The organism is Azotobacter salinestris, from assembly GCF_009363155.1.
In the GTDB taxonomy this organism is placed as follows: domain Bacteria; phylum Pseudomonadota; class Gammaproteobacteria; order Pseudomonadales; family Pseudomonadaceae; genus Azotobacter; species Azotobacter salinestris.
Map to the genome: position 1 here is coordinate 1,839,489 of NZ_CP045302.1, position 16,878 is coordinate 1,856,366.

The 16,878-nt window shown below is 66.9% G+C and carries 13 protein-coding genes and 1 other RNA gene; 5 read left to right on the forward strand and 9 right to left on the reverse strand.

Annotated elements, in window-relative coordinates; all coding sequences use genetic code 11:
• Positions 1-101 precede the first annotated feature (101 nt).
• The 3 genes from ssrA (at position 102) to GCU53_RS08705 (ending at position 2,579) form a co-directional block, all read left to right on the forward strand.
• Positions 102-480, forward strand: a transfer-messenger RNA (tmRNA) gene (gene ssrA / locus GCU53_RS08695).
• Positions 481-1,145: 665 nt separating this feature from the next.
• Positions 1,146-1,478, forward strand: a complete 333-nt coding sequence (locus GCU53_RS08700) for a hypothetical protein (protein ID WP_152387263.1) — start codon at positions 1,146-1,148, stop codon at positions 1,476-1,478.
• 411 nt (positions 1,479-1,889) lie between these two features.
• Complete coding sequence (locus tag GCU53_RS08705) at positions 1,890-2,579, forward strand: pirin family protein (RefSeq protein WP_152387264.1); 690 nt, start codon at positions 1,890-1,892, stop codon at positions 2,577-2,579.
• 9 nt (positions 2,580-2,588) lie between these two features.
• On the opposite strand, the gene GCU53_RS08710 is transcribed toward GCU53_RS08705, so the two are convergent.
• The 6 genes from GCU53_RS08710 to cpdA form a co-directional block, all read right to left on the reverse strand.
• A complete protein-coding gene (locus tag GCU53_RS08710; RefSeq protein WP_152387265.1) occupies positions 2,589-3,311 on the reverse strand; it encodes a PqiC family protein in 723 nt (240 codons plus the stop codon).
• 286 nt (positions 3,312-3,597) lie between these two features.
• Entirely contained in the window at positions 3,598-5,856 is a 2,259-nt protein-coding gene (gene parC, locus GCU53_RS08715; RefSeq protein WP_152387266.1) for a DNA topoisomerase IV subunit A, read from the reverse strand.
• Between the two features lie 134 nt (positions 5,857-5,990).
• Positions 5,991-6,977: an esterase-like activity of phytase family protein gene (locus tag GCU53_RS08720; RefSeq protein ID WP_152387267.1), complete on the reverse strand. Its 987-nt coding sequence runs from the start codon at positions 6,975-6,977 to the stop codon at positions 5,991-5,993.
• The gene (gene parE / locus GCU53_RS08725) at positions 6,977-8,869 is read right to left on the reverse strand and encodes a DNA topoisomerase IV subunit B (RefSeq protein ID WP_152387268.1); all 1,893 of its coding nucleotides are present in this window, start codon (positions 8,867-8,869) and stop codon (positions 6,977-6,979) included. The genes GCU53_RS08720 and parE overlap by 1 nt, the downstream gene beginning before the upstream one ends.
• Before the next feature lie 12 nt (positions 8,870-8,881).
• Positions 8,882-9,499 carry a YqiA/YcfP family alpha/beta fold hydrolase gene (locus GCU53_RS08730; protein ID WP_152387269.1) on the reverse strand — a complete coding sequence of 206 codons (618 nt, stop codon included), beginning with the start codon at positions 9,497-9,499 and terminating at the stop codon, positions 8,882-8,884.
• Between the two features lie 111 nt (positions 9,500-9,610).
• Positions 9,611-10,426 carry a 3',5'-cyclic-AMP phosphodiesterase gene (cpdA, locus tag GCU53_RS08735; RefSeq protein WP_152387270.1) on the reverse strand — a complete coding sequence of 272 codons (816 nt, stop codon included), beginning with the start codon at positions 10,424-10,426 and terminating at the stop codon, positions 9,611-9,613.
• Between the two features lie 822 nt (positions 10,427-11,248).
• Between cpdA and GCU53_RS08740 the strand changes: the two genes are divergently transcribed.
• The gene (locus GCU53_RS08740; protein ID WP_152387271.1) at positions 11,249-11,620 is read left to right on the forward strand and encodes a BON domain-containing protein; all 372 of its coding nucleotides are present in this window, start codon (positions 11,249-11,251) and stop codon (positions 11,618-11,620) included.
• A 200-nt stretch (positions 11,621-11,820) separates the two neighbouring features.
• Here the strand turns inward: GCU53_RS08740 and GCU53_RS08745 are convergent, their stop codons facing one another.
• The 3 genes from GCU53_RS08745 to ssuD form a co-directional block, all read right to left on the reverse strand.
• The gene (locus GCU53_RS08745) at positions 11,821-13,011 is read right to left on the reverse strand and encodes a trans-sulfuration enzyme family protein (RefSeq protein WP_152387272.1); all 1,191 of its coding nucleotides are present in this window, start codon (positions 13,009-13,011) and stop codon (positions 11,821-11,823) included.
• Between the two features lie 102 nt (positions 13,012-13,113).
• Positions 13,114-13,959, reverse strand: a complete 846-nt coding sequence (locus GCU53_RS08750; protein WP_152387273.1) for an amidohydrolase family protein — start codon at positions 13,957-13,959, stop codon at positions 13,114-13,116.
• On the reverse strand, positions 13,956-15,089 hold the full coding sequence (gene ssuD, locus GCU53_RS08755; RefSeq protein WP_152387274.1) for an FMNH2-dependent alkanesulfonate monooxygenase: 1,134 nt from the start codon (positions 15,087-15,089) through the stop codon (positions 13,956-13,958). The genes GCU53_RS08750 and ssuD overlap by 4 nt, the downstream gene beginning before the upstream one ends.
• Positions 15,090-15,684: 595 nt before the next feature.
• Here ssuD and GCU53_RS08760 point away from each other — a divergent pair.
• Positions 15,685-16,872 carry an acyl-CoA dehydrogenase family protein gene (locus GCU53_RS08760; protein ID WP_152387275.1) on the forward strand — a complete coding sequence of 396 codons (1,188 nt, stop codon included), beginning with the start codon at positions 15,685-15,687 and terminating at the stop codon, positions 16,870-16,872.
• Positions 16,873-16,878 lie beyond the last annotated feature (6 nt).

Sequence of the window (16,878 nt, forward strand, 5' to 3'; positions counted from 1 at the left end):
AGAAAGACCATCATATAGCAGCCCACTGGCGATTTTTGCCAGCCTCGACAGTCGACGTGCCGAGCTATTTGCCGTAAACTTGACTTACCACCTAAGGTTTTGGGGCCGATTAGGATTCGACGCCGGTAACGAAACTTGAGGGGCATGCCGAGTTGGTAACAGAACTCGTAAATCCACTGTTGCAAACCTATAGTTGCCAACGATGACAACTTCGAAGGGTACGCGCTAGCCGCCTAACCTTCATCTGGTCGCTTCGGCGCCAGCGATCATCAGGGGATGCCTGTAAACCCGAAGTGATCGTCAGACAGAACAGGATCGCCGCCAAGTTCGCTGTAGACGTAACGGCTAAAACCCATACAGCTCGCTCCAAGCACCCTGCCACTCGGGCGGCGCGGAGTTAACTCAGTAGAGCTGGCTAAGCATGTAGAACCGATAGCGGAGAGCTGGCGGACGGGGGTTCAAATCCCCCCGGCTCCACCAGATACAAGCACAGAGCCCCGTTTTACGGGGCTTTTTGCTGTCCATACCTGCTATTTTCGGCAAATGCGACACCGAGCGGTCCCACGCGCATGGGACACCACTGCAGGCGTTCGGCGCTCCCCCTCCTGCCTCTTTCTCCCTATCACGCACCGTACGAAAGCGCCAACGCTGGATGCCCATCCTTGCCGACCGCCGTTTGGCTCCGCCGGGAACAGACCTCTAGCCTTGATTGCTTGGGGCGTTTTCGGGCCCCTTGTTCCCCTTGCATGCCGATTCGCTGTTCTGGAGGGGTGTCCATGAATGTATTCGCAATCAGCCGACGGGCCAAGGACGAAGGCATCGCCCTGGCCCTGAGAGACGACTGCCTGCATGTGCAGGCAGGCCACCTGCCAGCCCTTGATCTGCTGGCCGGGTCGAGGACGGACAAGGCAACGAGCCTCGAGATCCCGGGCACTGCCGAGGATCGTCGCCGGTATGGCGCCCGGATGGCTCCTGGTCGATGGCTCATTCCTATCAGCCCTCCGTAAGCCGCAATCCAGCCTTGACCATTGCTCGCTGGCGGTGAGGCGATGTCGATATCGCCGACCGGACATTACGGGAAAACAGAAAGGGCTACAGATTCAATTCCCTGATCGCTTGCCGAGGACCGGGGATGGGAGCGGAACATGGAAAACAATCACGACGGCCTGACCGGCCTGCTGGCTCACTACGGCGGGGTCCATGAAGAAATCAAACGAACAGCCGCGGAGTTTGCCGCGGAAATCGATCAACGCCACCGTCTCATCGACCTGGCGGACCAGCTCGAGCAGGAGTTCGGCCCAGCCCTCCTGACACGCGAGGAACTACTCGCGTGGCTGGCTGAGCAGGTCGAGGCGATCAAGGCAGCCGGCGTCACGGATGGCAACTCGGCGACCGAGATGATCGACAACGCCTATCTGGAACTGCTGATCGATGATGCCTACCTGGGACCGATGCTTGGATGGCCTTCGATCCATTGATGACAGACGCGAGGCCGTTCACGATCTCTCCCAGACGCGGCGGGGTGCCCCGGAAAAAGATCGTGAACAGCCTCCAGGAGTTCCTGTAGGCGACGCCGATCGACGGCTGTAGCCTGCCAATGGAATGCCCCCGTGCATGCCAGTCCGGCACGGACCCCGCTGCTCTCCGCCACGGCCTGCTCTCTGCGGGCTTGCCTGTTTCTGACGCCCCCTCTCCCGGATGCATGCCGCTTTCCGAGAAGCGCCCTCTCCTGCCGGCACCTGCCCCCATGTACTGCCAGCGCCGGACGGGGCAACGCGAAAACAATCGATAAATACGATCGATTCATCCAGAAAGCCGCGTTTTTCTTTCACTTCGGCGAAGACTAGCCTTGCTGACAGCAAAGCCCCTTCAACTTTTGGAGAGACTCGATGATCACTCTGCGCCCGGCCGCCGAACGCGGGCATGCCAGCCTTGGCTGGCTGGACAGCTACCATACCTTTTCCTTCGCCGACTACCACGATCCGCGCCACATGGGAGTCTCGCGGCTGCGGGTGATCAACGACGACCGCATCGCACCGCGGACCGGCTTCGATGCCCATCCGCATCGCGACATGGAGATCATCACCTACATGCTGGAAGGCACCATCGAGCACAAGGACAGCATGGGCAACAACAGCCGGCTGAAAGCCGGGGAGGTGCAGGTGATGAGCGCCGGCAGCGGCATCGTGCACAGCGAGTACAACCCGTCCGCCAGCGAGCCGCTGCACCTTCTGCAGATCTGGATCCAGCCGCAGGAAAGCCGGGTACCACCGCACTATGCGCAGAAGGACTTTTCCGCCGTGCAGGGGCTCGGCCTGGTGGTCTCACCGGACGGTCGCGAGGGCTCGCTGCCGATCCATCAGGACGCCTGCCTGTACCTGGCCCGCCTGGACGAGCACCAGCAGGTCAGCCAGCCGACTCGCGCCGGCCGCACCTACTACCTGCATGTCGCCAGCGGAAACCTGCAGGTCAACGGCGTGCCCCTGGAGGCCGGCGACGGCGCCACGCTGGTCGGCGAGCCGGCCATCGCTCTGGAAGCCCGAGGGAAAGCCGAGGCACTGCTGTTCGAACTGCCCTGAGCCGCCCGCTCAGAAGCGGAATACCTCGACGTTGTTGCGGGTCGGACTGACGATAGGGATATCCGGCGCCTGCGGCGGTTTTGCCTCCACCTTGGGCGTCGCCACGCGCGTGCTCCTGCGCGATTCCGCCACCGGGGCCTGTCTCTGCTGCTTGGCCAGCGGCAGGATCGACGTCGCCAGTTGCTCCGCCAGGCGCTGCAACACCACACTCTGTGCCCGCACCTGATCGGCGCTGGAGCCCAGGTGCGGCTCCTCCAGCCGGATCAGGCGGCTCTCGCCGAGCTGGCCCCGGCGATCCAGCAGGCGCCATTGCGCCTCCAGCACGGCAGGCTGCTTCGGCCCCGAATCCAGGCGGGTGATGTTCAGCTGAACCTGGACATCCGGCTTGAAGCCGGGCGTGCCCGGCTCGGGAACCAGGCGGTGGCTGTCCAGGCGCCAGGCCAGATGGCGCAGCAGCAGTTGGTCGATGTCGGCCTTCAGGTCGCCGGCCCAGCGAGCGTCGCGGGCGGAAGTGAAGCTGCCGTCTTCGTGACGCTGCACCAGGGCGGCGCCCTGTCTCAGATAGTCGGCCACGGTCACCGGGCCTAGCAGAACGGCCAGACCATTGCGTTCGGGAAGGGAGGGATTACCGCCGTCCAACCTGTAGAGAGTGGACGTCGGACGCAGGGTGCACGCACCCAGCAGCGACAGGACGCCCAGCAGGACAAGCAAACGAAAGCGCGGAAGATTCATCAATGTTCACCCAGAAGGTTGCCGGCAGGCAGTCCTAGTCCATTACCAAACCCTTGCTCGGCGAGCTGCGCAGGCAGCACGCACCGAGGGGATCAATCGGCCATGCCCGAGGTGGCCGGATTCCTTGTACCGGGGCGCTCCACGCCCCGAACCAAGGCCGGCCCGGACATGGCCAATACGTCAATCCCTTGCAGGCCGACCTGTGTGATGCGTTGAAAAGCCGCGGAAAGCTGGCTGCAGGTTGCTGTGCCAGCGCCCTGCGACGCGCTCGGGCGACATTCTGCCATCAGGCCGGCTCTTCGACCAATAGCGCATCGACTCGCTGAAAACCGCGTGGCAGCTTGTTGCCGCGCCCGCCACGCTCGCCCCGGTAATGCTCCAGGTCGGCCGGCTTCAGCGACAGGGTCCGCTTGCCGGCCTGCAGCTGCAGAGTCGCCTGGGCGGACAGCACGGCGAAGTCGCTGAGATACTCCTCGCGGCTGGCGACCCGCGCTCCCGGGATGGCGATGATCCGGTTGCCCTTGCCCTTGGCCAGCTGCGGCAGATCGGCGACCCTGAACAGCAGCAGGCGCCCTTCCGTGGTAACCGCCGCCAACCAGTCGTTCTGCGCATCGCCCAGCGGCCGCGGCGCCATGACCCTGGCCCCGGCCGGCAGGCTCAGCAGGGCCTTGCCCGCCTTGTTCTTCGCCTGCAGATCCTCGCCCTTCACCACGAAGCCATAACCGGCATCGGACGCCAGCACGTAGAGCGCCTCGTCGTCCGGCAGCAGTACGCATTCGAAACTCGCCCCTGGCGGTGGCGCCAGGCGCCCGGTCAGAGGCTCGCCCTGACCGCGCGCCGAGGGCAGCGAATGTGCCGCCAGGGAATAGCTGCGCCCGCTGGAGTCGATGAGCACGGCATATTGATTGGAGCGCCCCTGGGCCGCCGCCTTGAAATTGTCACCGGCTTTGTAGGAGAGCGCCGCCGGGTCGATGTCGTGGCCCTTGGCGCAGCGCACCCAGCCCTTCTCGGAAAGCACCACGGTCACCGGCTCGGTGGGCAGCAGTTCGGTTTCCGACAGCGCCCTGGCCTCGGCCCGCTCGACGATCGGTGAGCGGCGCGCGTCGCCGTAGGTCTCGGCGTCCGCCAGGAGCTCCTTGCGCACCAGCCTCTTCAGCCTGGCCTCGCTGCCGAGCAGGGCAAGGAGCTTGTCGCGCTCCTTGGCCAGCGCGTCCTGCTCGCCGCGGATCTTCATCTCTTCCAGCCGCGCCAGCTGGCGCAGGCGGGTGTCGAGGATGTAGTCGGCCTGCACCTCGCTGAGGGCGAAGCGCTCGATCAGCACAGGCTTCGGCTGGTCTTCGGTGCGGATGATGCGGATCACCTCGTCGAGATTGAGGAAAGCGATCAGCAGGCCCTCGAGCAGGTGCAGACGCCTTTCCACCTTGTCGAGGCGGAACTGCAGGCGCCGGCGCACCGTCCGCACGCGGAACTCCAGCCACTCGGCGAGCAGCGTGCGCAGGTTCTTCACCTGCGGCCGGCCGTCCAGGCCGATGATGTTGACGTTGACCCGGTAGCTGGATTCCAGATCAGTAGTGGCGAACAGATGCTGCATCAGCCCTTCCACGTCAACCCGATTGGAGCGCGGGATGACGACGATGCGGCAGGGATTCTCGTGGTCGGACTCGTCACGCAGGTCGGCGACCATCGGCAGCTTCTTGGCCTGCATCTGCGCGGCTATCTGCTCCAGCACCTTGGCCCCGGAGACCTGATGCGGCAGCGCAGTGATCACCACGTCGCCGTCCTCGACCCGGTACAGCGCGCGCATGCGCACCGATCCGCGGCCGCTCTCGTAGATCTTCAGCAGCTCGGCGCGCGGGGTGACGATCTCCGCCTCGGTGGGAAAATCCGGTCCCGGGATGTGCTCGCAGAGCTGCGCCACCGTCGCCTGCGGCTCGTCCAGCAGGCGCACGCAGGCGGCCGCCACCTCGCGCAGATTGTGCGGCGGCACATCGGTGGCCATGCCCACGGCGATCCCGGTGGTGCCGTTGAGCAAGAGGTTGGGCAGCCGCGCCGGCAGCACCGCCGGCTCGTCCAGGGTGCCATCGAAGTTCGGCACCCAGTCGGCGGTACCCTGGCCCAGCTCGGCCAGCAGCACTTCCGAGTAGCGCGACAGACGCGCCTCGGTGTAGCGCATGGCGGCGAACGACTTGGGATCGTCCGGCGCGCCCCAGTTGCCCTGGCCGTCGATCAGCGGGTAGCGGTAGCTGAACGGCTGGGCCATCAGCACCATGGCCTCGTAGCAGGCCGAGTCGCCGTGGGGGTGGAACTTGCCGAGCACGTCGCCGACGGTGCGCGCCGACTTCTTGTGCTTGGCGTCGGCATCCAGGCCCAGTTCGCTCATCGCGTAGACGATGCGCCGCTGCACGGGTTTCAGGCCGTCGCCGATGTGCGGCAGGGCGCGGTCCATGATCACGTACATGGAATAGTTGAGGTAGGCCTGCTCGGTGAACTCCGCAAGGGAGCGGCGCTCCACGCCGTCCAGGCCGGGATCGAAGGATTCGTTCATGGGTCAGTCCCTAGGGTGTGTCATCGATTATTTCCCCGATTGCGGGAAATAATCGATGACACACCCCCTATGTTGCGGCGCGGCGGCAGGTGGCCGGCGCCGGAAGACAATGAATGCGGTGTCGTGGCCAGGCTTCAAGGCGCGCCGTTCCAGCCTTCGGCCGGTGCGGCGAAATGCCAGAGCATCGGCCGCGTCTCGCCGTCGCCGCGGGCAAGGGTTCCGTTGTCGGTGCCGATCCAGGCGCCGTCGTCGTCGATCCACAGGGCCTCGGCGCTGCCCCAGGGCTGTGCGTAGCGGCGCGCGTCGGTGAGCAGCTCGTCGGCGAACGACCAGCAGCGTTCGACCTCGCCGGTGTTCGGGCTGTGCCGGCAGATCTGGTGCGCCAGGCGCTCCAGGCTGAACAGCTTGCCGGCGTGGAAGGCCAGGTCGGAGAAACTCTTCGCCCAGCTGCGCGAGCTCTCCAGCTGGGCCGGCGGCAGCGCCAGGCCGTCCTCGCTGAGCAGCACGCAGCTCCCGCTGCACTGCCAGCTGCTGCGCACGCGGTGCGCCACCAGCAGTCCGCGGCGCTCCCGCTCGGCGGCCAGCCAGAGGCGTTCGCCGGGCGGATCGACGGCGACCCCCTCGAACATGGCGTTGAACTTCAGCAGCATGCCGCTGGCGCGGGCCTGACGCAGCAGCGGCGCCGGCAGCGCCAGCCACTGCGGATCACCGACCTCCGGCAGCTGCAGCACGGCGGCGTAGGCCTCGCTGACCAGATAGCGGTTGCCCTGGTCGTCGCAGCTCAGCCCCTCGAAATCCATCTCGCCGCCGCGCAGCTTGCCCATCAGCCTGGAGCGCGCCCGCACGCCCCAGGGCAGCCCGCTGTCGGGCCGCGGCGGCAGGACGAAGGTCCGCGCCTCCGCCAGCCAGGCCTGCTCGCCGGGCTGCAGGCGGTAGAGACGATCGTCGTCGCGGTCGGAGACCGCCCACAGCGCGTCCCCGCAGCGGGCCAGCCCGGAGAGGTTGCCGCTCGGCATGCCGTCGAGCGGATGCTCGCCGAGCAGGCGCAAAGGCTCCACCGGCAGCGCGGCGTGCAGCGCCGTGCTGAACAGCAGGCACAGGCCCGGCAACCAGCACCGCATCAGACCAACACCTCGGCCAGGTTGCCCTTGGTCTCCAGCCAGGACTTGCGGTCGCCGGCGCGCTTCTTCGCCAGCAGCATGTCCATGACCTCGCGGGTGCTGTCGAAATCGTCCAGGGTCAGCTGCACCAGACGGCGGGTGTTGGGGTCCATGGTGGTCTCGCGCAGCTGCAGCGGGTTCATCTCGCCGAGGCCCTTGAAACGGGTGACCTGCGGCTTGCCGCGCTTCTTCTCGGCGACCAGGCGCTCGAGGATGCCGTCGCGCTCGGCCTCGTCGAGGGCATAGTGGACCTCCTTGCCGAGGTCGATGCGGTACAGCGGCGGCATGGCCACGTACACGTGGCCGGCCTCCACCAGCGGCCGGAAATGGCGGACGAACAGCGCGCACAGCAGGGTGGCGATGTGCAGGCCGTCGGAGTCGGCGTCGGCGAGGATGCAGATCTTGCCGTAGCGCAGCTGGGAAAGGTCCGCCGAGCCGGGATCGATGCCGATGGCCACGGCGATGTCGTGCACCTCCTGACTGGCCAGCACCTCGCCGCCGTCCACCTCCCAGGTGTTCAGGATCTTGCCGCGCAGCGGCATGATCGCCTGGAACTCCTTGTCGCGCGCCTGCTTGGCGCTGCCACCGGCGGAATCGCCCTCGACCAGGAACAGCTCGGCGCGCAGCGGGTCCTGGCCGGCGCAGTCGGCCAGCTTGCCGGGCAGCGCCGGGCCCTGGGTGATCTTCTTGCGCTCGACCTTGCGTCCGGCCTTGAGGCGGCGCCCGGCGTTGCTGATCGCCAACTCGGCCAGCTGCAGACCCAGCTCGGGATGCTCGTTGAGCCACAGGCTGAAGGCGTCCTTCACCACGCCGGAAACGAAGGCCGCCGCCTCGCGGGACGACAGGCGCTCCTTGGTCTGCCCGGAGAACTGCGGCTCGGCGAGCTTCATCGAGAGGACGAAGACGATGCGCTCCCAGACGTCCTCCGGCGCCAGCTTGACGCCGCGCGGCAGCAGGTTGCGGAATTCGCAGAACTCGCGCATGGCGTCCAGCAGGCCCTGGCGCAGACCATTGACGTGGGTACCGCCCTGGGCGGTGGGGATCAGGTTGACGTAGCTTTCCTGCACGCTCTCGCCGCCCTCGGGCAGCCACAGCAGCGCCCAGTCCACCGCCTCGCGGCTGGCGGCGAAGCTGCCGGTGAAGGGCTCCTCGGGCAGGCGGGCGAAGCCGCTGACCGCATCCGCCAGGTAGGAGCGCAGGCCGTCCTCGTAGTGCCACTCGACCTTCTCGCCGGTGCTCCGGCCCTCGAAGCTCACGGAAAGGCCCGGACAGAGCACCGCCTTGGCCTTGAGCACATGCTTGAGGCGGCTGACGGAGAACTTCGGCGAATCGAAGTACCTGGGGTCAGGCCAGAAATGCACGCTGGTGCCGGTGTTGCGCCTGCCCACGCTGCCGACGATCTCCAGCTCGCTGGCCTTGAAGCCGTCGGCGAAGGTCATCCGGTATTCTTTGCCGTCGCGCTTGACGCGCACCTCGACGGAGGTCGACAGCGCGTTGACCACCGAGATGCCGACGCCGTGCAGGCCGCCGGAAAACTGGTAGTTCTTGTTGGAGAACTTGCCGCCGGCGTGCAGCTTGGTGAGGATCAGCTCGACTCCCGGCACGCCCTCCTCCGGATGGATGTCCACCGGCATGCCGCGGCCGTCGTCGATCACCTCCAGCGAATTGTCCTCGTGGAGGATCACCTGCACGGATTTCGCGTGGCCGGCCAGAGCCTCGTCGACGCTGTTGTCGATCACTTCCTGGGCCAGGTGGTTGGGACGCGTGGTGTCGGTGTACATGCCCGGGCGCTTGCGCACCGGGTCGAGTCCGGAAAGGACCTCGATGGCATCCGCGTTGTAGGTCTGAGCCATGGTTGCCTTAGTTCAGAGTTCGGAAAAATCGAAATTGCGCCACAGCGCGGCATCGAAGCCGGCGAAGGCGAGCAGCTCCGGCAGGTGCCCGGCGAAACCCTGGAAGCCGTGGTCGCCGCCCGTCTCGACGGCGGGCGCGCAGTGCCGGTAGTAGGTTGCGGCATCCCGCCAGTCGAGCGTCTCGTCGCCGGTCTGCAGCCACACCCGGTAGCGCGCCGGGTCCTGCGGGGGCGGTACCTCCAGGGCGACGAGCGCCGCCAGATGGTCGGCGGTCAGTTCCCAGGTCTCGCCGCTGTGGTGGTTGTGCTGCGTCCCCAGGCGGCCGTCGAACAGCCGGTATGGACGTACCGCGGGGTTGATCAGCACGGCCCGCAGGCCGTGCCGCTCGGCCAGGTGGGTCGCATAGTAGCCGCCCAGGGAGCTGCCGACCAGCGTGGGGCGCCCCAGCTCGGCAAGCGCCGTCTCGAGCTGGGCGATCGCCTGGCGCGGATGATGGTGCAGGTCGGGCGCCCGCAGGCGTGCCCCCAGGCCGAGGGCCTGCATGGCGCGCATCAGCTGCCGGGCCTTGTGGGAGGCGGACGAGCTGTTGAAGCCGTGGATATAGAGGATGGACGGCGCGGCGCTGGGCATGAATCTCGGGCGACAGGGACGGAAGGGTGAAGGCTACAAGCGGAGCGCGACAGTCTCAAGTCGGCCGGCGGATTTGTCGCCGTACGGCGCGGCCCCGCCATCCTGCCGGAGTCAGTAGCCGTCCTTGCCGTAGTCGATCTGGAAACGATAGTCGATCAGGCGCGACACGCCGGTTTCCAGACGGCCATCGGCATGCAGGCGCAGCCAGCGGTAGCCGGGGGCCTGGTCGCTGACCGAGAATTCCTCGCTGCCGGGCGTGAACTGCACGCAGGTCGAGGGCGAGGCCAGCAGACGCACGCCGTGGCGCATGCGGTCGAACTCCTGGTGCACGTGCCCCCAGAGCAGCGCGCGCACCTGCGGGAAGCGATCCAGCACGACGAACAGCGCCTCGGCGTTGCGCAGGCCGATCGACTCCATCCAGTGGCAGCCGATCGATACCGGGTGATGGTGCAGACAGACCAGATGATGGCGCTCGGGCGCCTCCGCAAGGGCCTGCTCGAGGCGGGCCAGCTCGACCGGCTCGAGAAAGCCGGGCACCGCGCCGGGAAGGACCGAGTCGAGCAGCACGATGCGCCAGTTGCCCAGATCGACGACCGGCTGGCGGTATTCGCCGCCGGCACTGGCGCGTGCCATGACCTCGGGCTCGTCATGGTTGCCGGGAATCCAGCGCAGCGGCGCAGCGAGTGGCGCGCAGAGCTGCAGGAAACGGGCATAGGATTCGGCCGAGCCGTCCTGGGAGATATCGCCGCTGGCCACCACCAGGTCGATGCGCGGCTGCTCGCGACGCACCAGCTCGATCACCCGCTGCAGGCTATCCTGGGTCTGCATGCCAAGCAGCCGCGCCTGTGCGTCGGCGAACAGATGACTGTCGGTCAGTTGCACGACCAACAGGGAAGAATCGTCATTGGTGGGGGATGGGCGCGGCAAGACCGTCTCCTGGAGCAGAAGCAGGTTAATTATCGGCTCAGGCAACCGGCCTGGTAAGTCCACACAGCGGACATGGTTCACAGAACCTCCGTGCGCAATCCCCCGTTGCGAAGCGAATCATTGTCGCAGCCCCTGGTGTGCATGCCTGCCACACTCGCCCGGACCGCTGCCTGGCCGGTGTCCCTCAGATGCCGGGAGCGTCCCGCGCCTTACCGGCCCGGCGACATCAAAACATGAAACTCGTATCCGCTCAGCCCGGAAAGTGGAGGTAACAATAGGGGCATGAACTTTCGGGACGTTAAAAAGTATCGGATCTTTATTTCCTGAAGCCGGACTGTGCCTCGCAAATGGCGGGCAGCTTTTGCAGAAGCGCGGACATATACCGGCAGGGCGCCAGCAACTCGCCGAAAACATAAAGATGGAATCAAATATTCGCACCACCCCAGCATGTTCAGGAAACTTCTCCAGCTCCGGACCAAACGATGTCGCACGAAAATATCACTTGAACCAATAAAAGAACTTTCCGAAAAAATTTCCTGATCCTTTCGACCGCGCTCCAGTTTCGGCTCTTGCCAAGGCTCTGCCCAGCGGCATGCAAGCCCCCGGCAGTAGGCACTGTGGAAGCATCCGAGACGTGGACCGGCATGCCGGGCAAAACCGGACAAAAGCAACGAAAATGACGGATACCTCCTTTTCAAAACGGTTACAAAGCGGAAGTCTGTATTCTCTTCCCTTGCCGCTCACAGAACTTACCTGTCCTTCCGGGAGTCCATAGTTACGTTGCCACGCTGTAATTCCCCCAGAAGAGCAGGAGTGAACACCATGAAAAAGCATCCCTGGACTTATATTGCCATCACCGCCACTGCCGCTCTTGGCCTTTCGATGGCCAATGGCGTCCTTGCCGACGAGGCTCGGCAGGACAAGACCCCATCCGTGCTCATGGCTGCCGGCGAAACCATGGACAAGGCCGAAGATGCGGTTTCCGACACCTGGATCACCAGCAAGGTGAAGTCCACCTTCCTGGCCGACAGCGATCTTGACGGCATGGACATCAAGGTGGAAACCAATCAGGGTGTGGTGTCGCTGTCCGGCACGGTCAGCACCGAGGCCGAAAAAGAGCTGGCCATCCAGAAAGCCAGGAGCATCAAGGGCGTGAAGGACGTCTCCGCCGATGCTCTGATGGTGGCCGAATAAGCTGCCGCACACGCTAAACCTGCCTGCAGCCATGGCGGGCTTTGCCGTGACGCCCATTCAGGAGTCGGCTTGCCGGCGCCGCCCTTGGCGCCTGGCGATTACGGGCAAGCCGGCTCCTGGAGTCTTTCCCCGGAAAACGCCGTCCCCCTCCTCCCGCGCAGCGACCCGGGCGAGGCGCTGCCAAGCTCTCGCGCTCTGGCTCAGAGCCGGTCCAGCGCCTGAATGAAATCCTGAACGATATCCCCAGCCTCCTCGATGCCCACGGAGACGCGCACGGTGCCGTCGTGGATGTCCAGTTCGGCGAGGACCTCCGGCGCCAGGCCGCGGTGTGAGGTCTTGCCCGGATGGCTGATGCTGGTCGCCACGCCGGCCAGCGAGGGGGCGAACACCGCGAGCCGCAGGTTATGGATCAGCCGGTCGACCTCGGCCAGCCCGCCCTTGAGGGTGAAGCTCAGCATGCCCGAGCAGCCCCTGGGGAACAGCCGCCGGGCCAGGGCGTGGTCGGGGTGCGAAGGCAGCCCCGGATAGTGGACCCGCGCCACCTGCGGATGGGCCTCGAGCGCCTCGGCCAGCGCCTGGGCGTTGCGCGAGTGGGCCTGCATGCGCAGGGCCAGGGTCTTGGCGCCGCGGAAGGTCAGCCAGGCCTCGACGGGGCTGGCGCTGCCGCCGGCGTTGACCTGGAAGCGCCGCGCCCGGGCCACCCACTCGGCGTCGCCGACGAGGATGCCGCCGGTGGCGTCGCTGTGGCCGTTCAGGTACTTGGTGGTGCTGTGCAGCACCAGGTCGGCACCGTCGTCCAGCGGCCGGTACAGCGCCGGCGAGAGGAAGGTGTTGTCGACCAGCAGCTTGAGGCCGCGCCGCCTGGCCAGCGCGGCCAGCGCCGGCACGTCGCTGACCCGCACCAGCGGGTTGGAGGCGCTTTCCGTGTAGATCAACCGGGTCCGCGGGCCGATCGCCGCCTCCACCGCGGCCAGGTCGCGGATATCGACCAGCGTGGCGGCGATGCCGAAGCGGCCCAGCTCCTTCTCGATCAGGCTCTGGGTGGTGCCGTACAGCTCGCGGCTGGCGATCAGGTGGTCGCCGGCCTCCAGATTGCCGAGCAGCGCCGCGCCGATCGCCGCCATGCCGGAGGCGCCGAACAGCGCCGCCGCGCCGCCCTCCAGGGCGAGGATCAGCTCCTCCAGCGCGGCCGGGTTGGGGTTGCCGATGCGCGTGTACATATAGTTGTCGGGATTGCCGGCGAGGAAGTCGTCGACCTGCGCCAGCGAGTCGTAGACGAACACCGAGGTCTGGTAGATCGGCTGGGCCTTGGGGTGGGTGACCATGTGGCGGTCGACCTCGTTGCCCGCGTGCACGGCGCGGGTGGAGAAACCGGAAAGGGGTTCGGACATGGCGGAATCCTGAGGTGGGCTTGCGAGGGTCTGCCGAAAAGATAGCGCCGCCCCACCTGGCGTGGGGCGGCGAAAGGGATCGCCGGCCAGCCGGCGCCGGCGTTACAGGCCGAACAGCCGCGCGGCGTTGCCGTAGAGCAGCTTGTCCAGCACGTCTTCGCGAAAGCCCAGGGCGAGGAAGTCGTCGATCGACTGGCGGATCGGGCGGAACGGATAGGACGAGCCGAACAGCAGCTGCTCGCCAAGAAAACCGTTGGCCGCCTGCACGAAGGCCGCGCTGCCCGGCAGGAACAGGTACATGTCCGGCACGGCGAGGATGTTCTCGTAGCGGAAGGCCACACCGAGCAACTGGTCCACGTTCGGCCAGTAGCCGTGGTAGCAGACGATCTTCAGGGTCGGGAAGGTCCGCGCGATCTTCGCCAGCCGGCCGGGGTCGTTGAACGCCGGGTCGGGGGTGGTCGGCCCGGACATCAGAAACAGCGGGATGCCGCGCGCCGCCAGGTGCTCGTAGACCGGGAAGTACAGCGGGTCGTCGGGATGGCGGGCCGGCTCGCCGAAGCCCGGCTCCAGGTCTATGCCGGACAGGCCCAGGCGATCGACGGCGCGGTCGATCTCCTCCACCGCGCCCTCGACGCCCTGCAGCGCCGGGTCGATGCCGGCGATGCCGAGCAGTTCGTCGTGGCCGTGGACGATCTGCTGGATGAAATCGTTGGGCAGGTGCTGGGCCGGGGTGTGTCGGCCGACCACCACCGCCTTGCTCAGCCCGGCGTCGCGCACCTCGGCGAGAAAGCCCTCGGGCGTCAAGGAGCGCTCGAAGTGCGCGTCGTCGCCGCGGGTGCCGACCCGCCGGTTCAGCCAGCGGGCCGCCGCGTGGGCGGCATTGCCCGGCGTGGCGCCGAAGAAGTCGTGCAGGTAGGCCGGCCGGCAGCGCATGTCGATAACCTTCATGCCGCGGCCTCGCTCTTGGTGGCGCGCACGTCGAAGGCGCCGCCGGTCAGTTCCTCCTCGACGGTGACTGGCTGCTTGCCCGGCAGCAGCGGGAACACCAGCTCGGCGAAGCGGATCGCCTCCTCCAGGTGCGGATAGCCGGAGAGCACGAAGCTGTCGACGCCGAGGTCGGCGTACTCCTTGAGGCGCGCGGCGACGGTCTGCGGGTCGCCGACCAGCGCGGTGCCGGCGCCGCCGCGCACCAGACCGACCCCGGCCCACAGGTTGGGGCTGACTTCCAGCTGGTCGCGGCGGCCGCCGTGCAGCGCGGCCATCCGGCGCTGGCCCTCGGAGTCCATGCTCGCGTAGTTGGCCTGGGCCTTGGCGATGGTCTCGTCGTCGAGGTGGCTGATCAGCCGCTCGGCGGCGGCCCAGGCTTCCTCGTTGGTCTCGCGTACGATCACGTGCAGGCGCACGCCGAAGCGCACGGTGCGGCCGTATTTCTTTGCCCGCTCGCGCACGTCGGCGATCTTCTCGGCCACCGCCGCCGGCGGCTCGCCCCAGGTGAGGTAGGCGTCGACGTGCTTGGCGGCCAGCTCGTGGGCGGCCGGCGAGGAGCCGCCGAAGTACAGCGGCGGATAGGGCTTCTGCACCGGCGGGAAGAAGTTCTTCGCGCCCTCGACGGTGATGTGCTTGCCGGCGAAGTCGACGGTCTTGCCCTGCAGCAGGTCGCGCCACACGGTCAGCACCTCGTCGGCCGCCTCGTAGCGCTCGTCGTGGCCGAGGAACACGCCGTCGGCGGCCAGCTCGGTGGCGTCGCCGCCCGGCACCACGTTGAGCAGCAGGCGGCCCTTGAGCGCCTGGTCGAGGGTGGCGGCCTGGCGGGCGGTGGCGGTCGGGCCGCTGACCGAGGTGCGCAGCGCCACCAGCAGCTTGATGCGGCTGGTCACCGGCGCCAGGCTGGCGGCGGTGATCCAGGGGTCCAGGCAGCTCGATCCGGTGGGGATCAAGAGGCCGTCGTAGCCGAGGCTCTCGGCGGTCACGGCGATCTGCCGCATGTATTCGTTGGTCGCCGGGCGACCGGCGGAGGACTTGCCGAGATAGCGGGTGTCGCCGGAAGTGGGAAGGAACCAGAAGATGTCCAGACTCATGGGTGCGTGCCTCAGGATGGATGCGGTGCGGCGATGCGCGGTTTCCCTATAGGGGCAAGCGCCATGCCAGCACGGCCGAGGCAGCCTTTAGCCTTAGGTTATTGCCGCGAAAAACCAGGAAACGGCAGCCAACACACAAAATTCAGCGAGCATCGACAAGCGGGCCGCGGACAAGGCCGGCGATCTCCCCATCCTTTATCCATACCAGCCGACACCGGGCAACTGTTGGCGAATCACCACTTTGCGGGGCAAGTGTTGCCGGCGGAACAGTTGCTCCACCAACAGCGCCCCATCCTGGTGGCGATCGCGGTAAAACCCTTAAGCAAATAACAAAAAGATATTTAATTTAAAATTTTTATATCGCCTAGATTATTTGCAGCGGTCTGCCGCCCCCTGCCGACAACGGGCCGACTGCTGCCGCCGCAACAGCAGGCCCGGTGTTGCTCCGGCAGCAGCGATTCAACAGTGCAGCACCGCAGGCAACAAGGACAGCCGGGCGCCTCTCGCCCAAGCCCCCGATTTCAAAGGGCTCGCTCCCTGGCACAGGGATTGCCCCTGCCAGCGCCAGTCGAACCACAGCCCGAGGAAACAACCTGTGACTGTCATCCAGCAACCCAAGGTACTGCCGCCCCTGGAGACCGCCCGCCAGCTGGCCGCCGAATTCGCCGAAACCGCCGCCGAGCGCGACCAGCACGGCGGCACGCCGAAGGCCCAGCGCGACGCCCTGCGCCGGAGCGGCCTGCTGGCCCTGAGCATCCCCCGGGAATACGGCGGCCTGGGCGCCAGCTGGTGCGAAACCCTGGAGATCGTCCGCGAGTTCGCCCGGGTCGACAGCTCGATCGCCCACGTCTACGGCTTCCAGCACCTGATGCTGGCCACCGTGCGCCTGTTCTCCCGCCCGGACCAGTGGCAACCCTGGTTCGAGCAGACCGCGCGCAACCAGTGGTTCTGGGGCAACGCCCTGAACCCGCTGGACACCCGCACCGTCGCCCGCAAGTTCGACGGCTGGCGCGAATTCTCCGGGCGCAAGAGCTTCTGCTCCGGCTCGGCCGATTCGGAAATGCTGATCGCCTCGGCGCTCGACGAGAGCAACGGCGGCAAGCTGCTGATCGCCGCGCTGCCCAGCGGGCGCAGCGGCATCACCCTGCACGGCGACTGGGACAACATGGGCCAGCGCCAGACCGACAGCGGCAGCGTCACCTTCGAGCGGGTGCGCGTCGAGGAGAACGAGCTGCTGCTGGAGCCCGGCCCGCTGAGCACGCCCTTCGCCTGCCTGCGCCCGCTGATCGCCCAGCTGACCTTCGCCAACCTGTTCCTCGGCATCGCCGAGGGCGCCTTCGCCGAGGCCCGCCACTACACGCTCAAGGAAACCCGCCCGTGGTTCAAGTCCGCTGCCACCCACATCGGCGAGGACCCCTACGTGTTGCGCCACTTCGGCGAGTTCTGGGTCGGCCTGGAGAGCGTGCGCCTGCTCGTCGAGCGGGCCAATGCGCTGCTCGACGACGCCTGGCGCAAGGAGGACGGCCTCGGCGCCGAGGAGCGCGGCCGGCTCGCCGTGGCCATCGCCACCGCCAAGGTCGCCGCCAGCCGCGTCGGCCTCGAGCTGACCGGCCGGCTGTTCGAGGTCACCGGCGCCCGCGCCACCCATGCCGCCCTGCGCCTGGACCGCTACTGGCGCAACCTGCGCACCCAGACCCTGCACGACCCGGTGGACTACAAGCTCCACGAACTGGGCGACTGGGCGCTGAACGGGGCGCTGCCGACTCCCACCTTCTACTCATAGCGATCG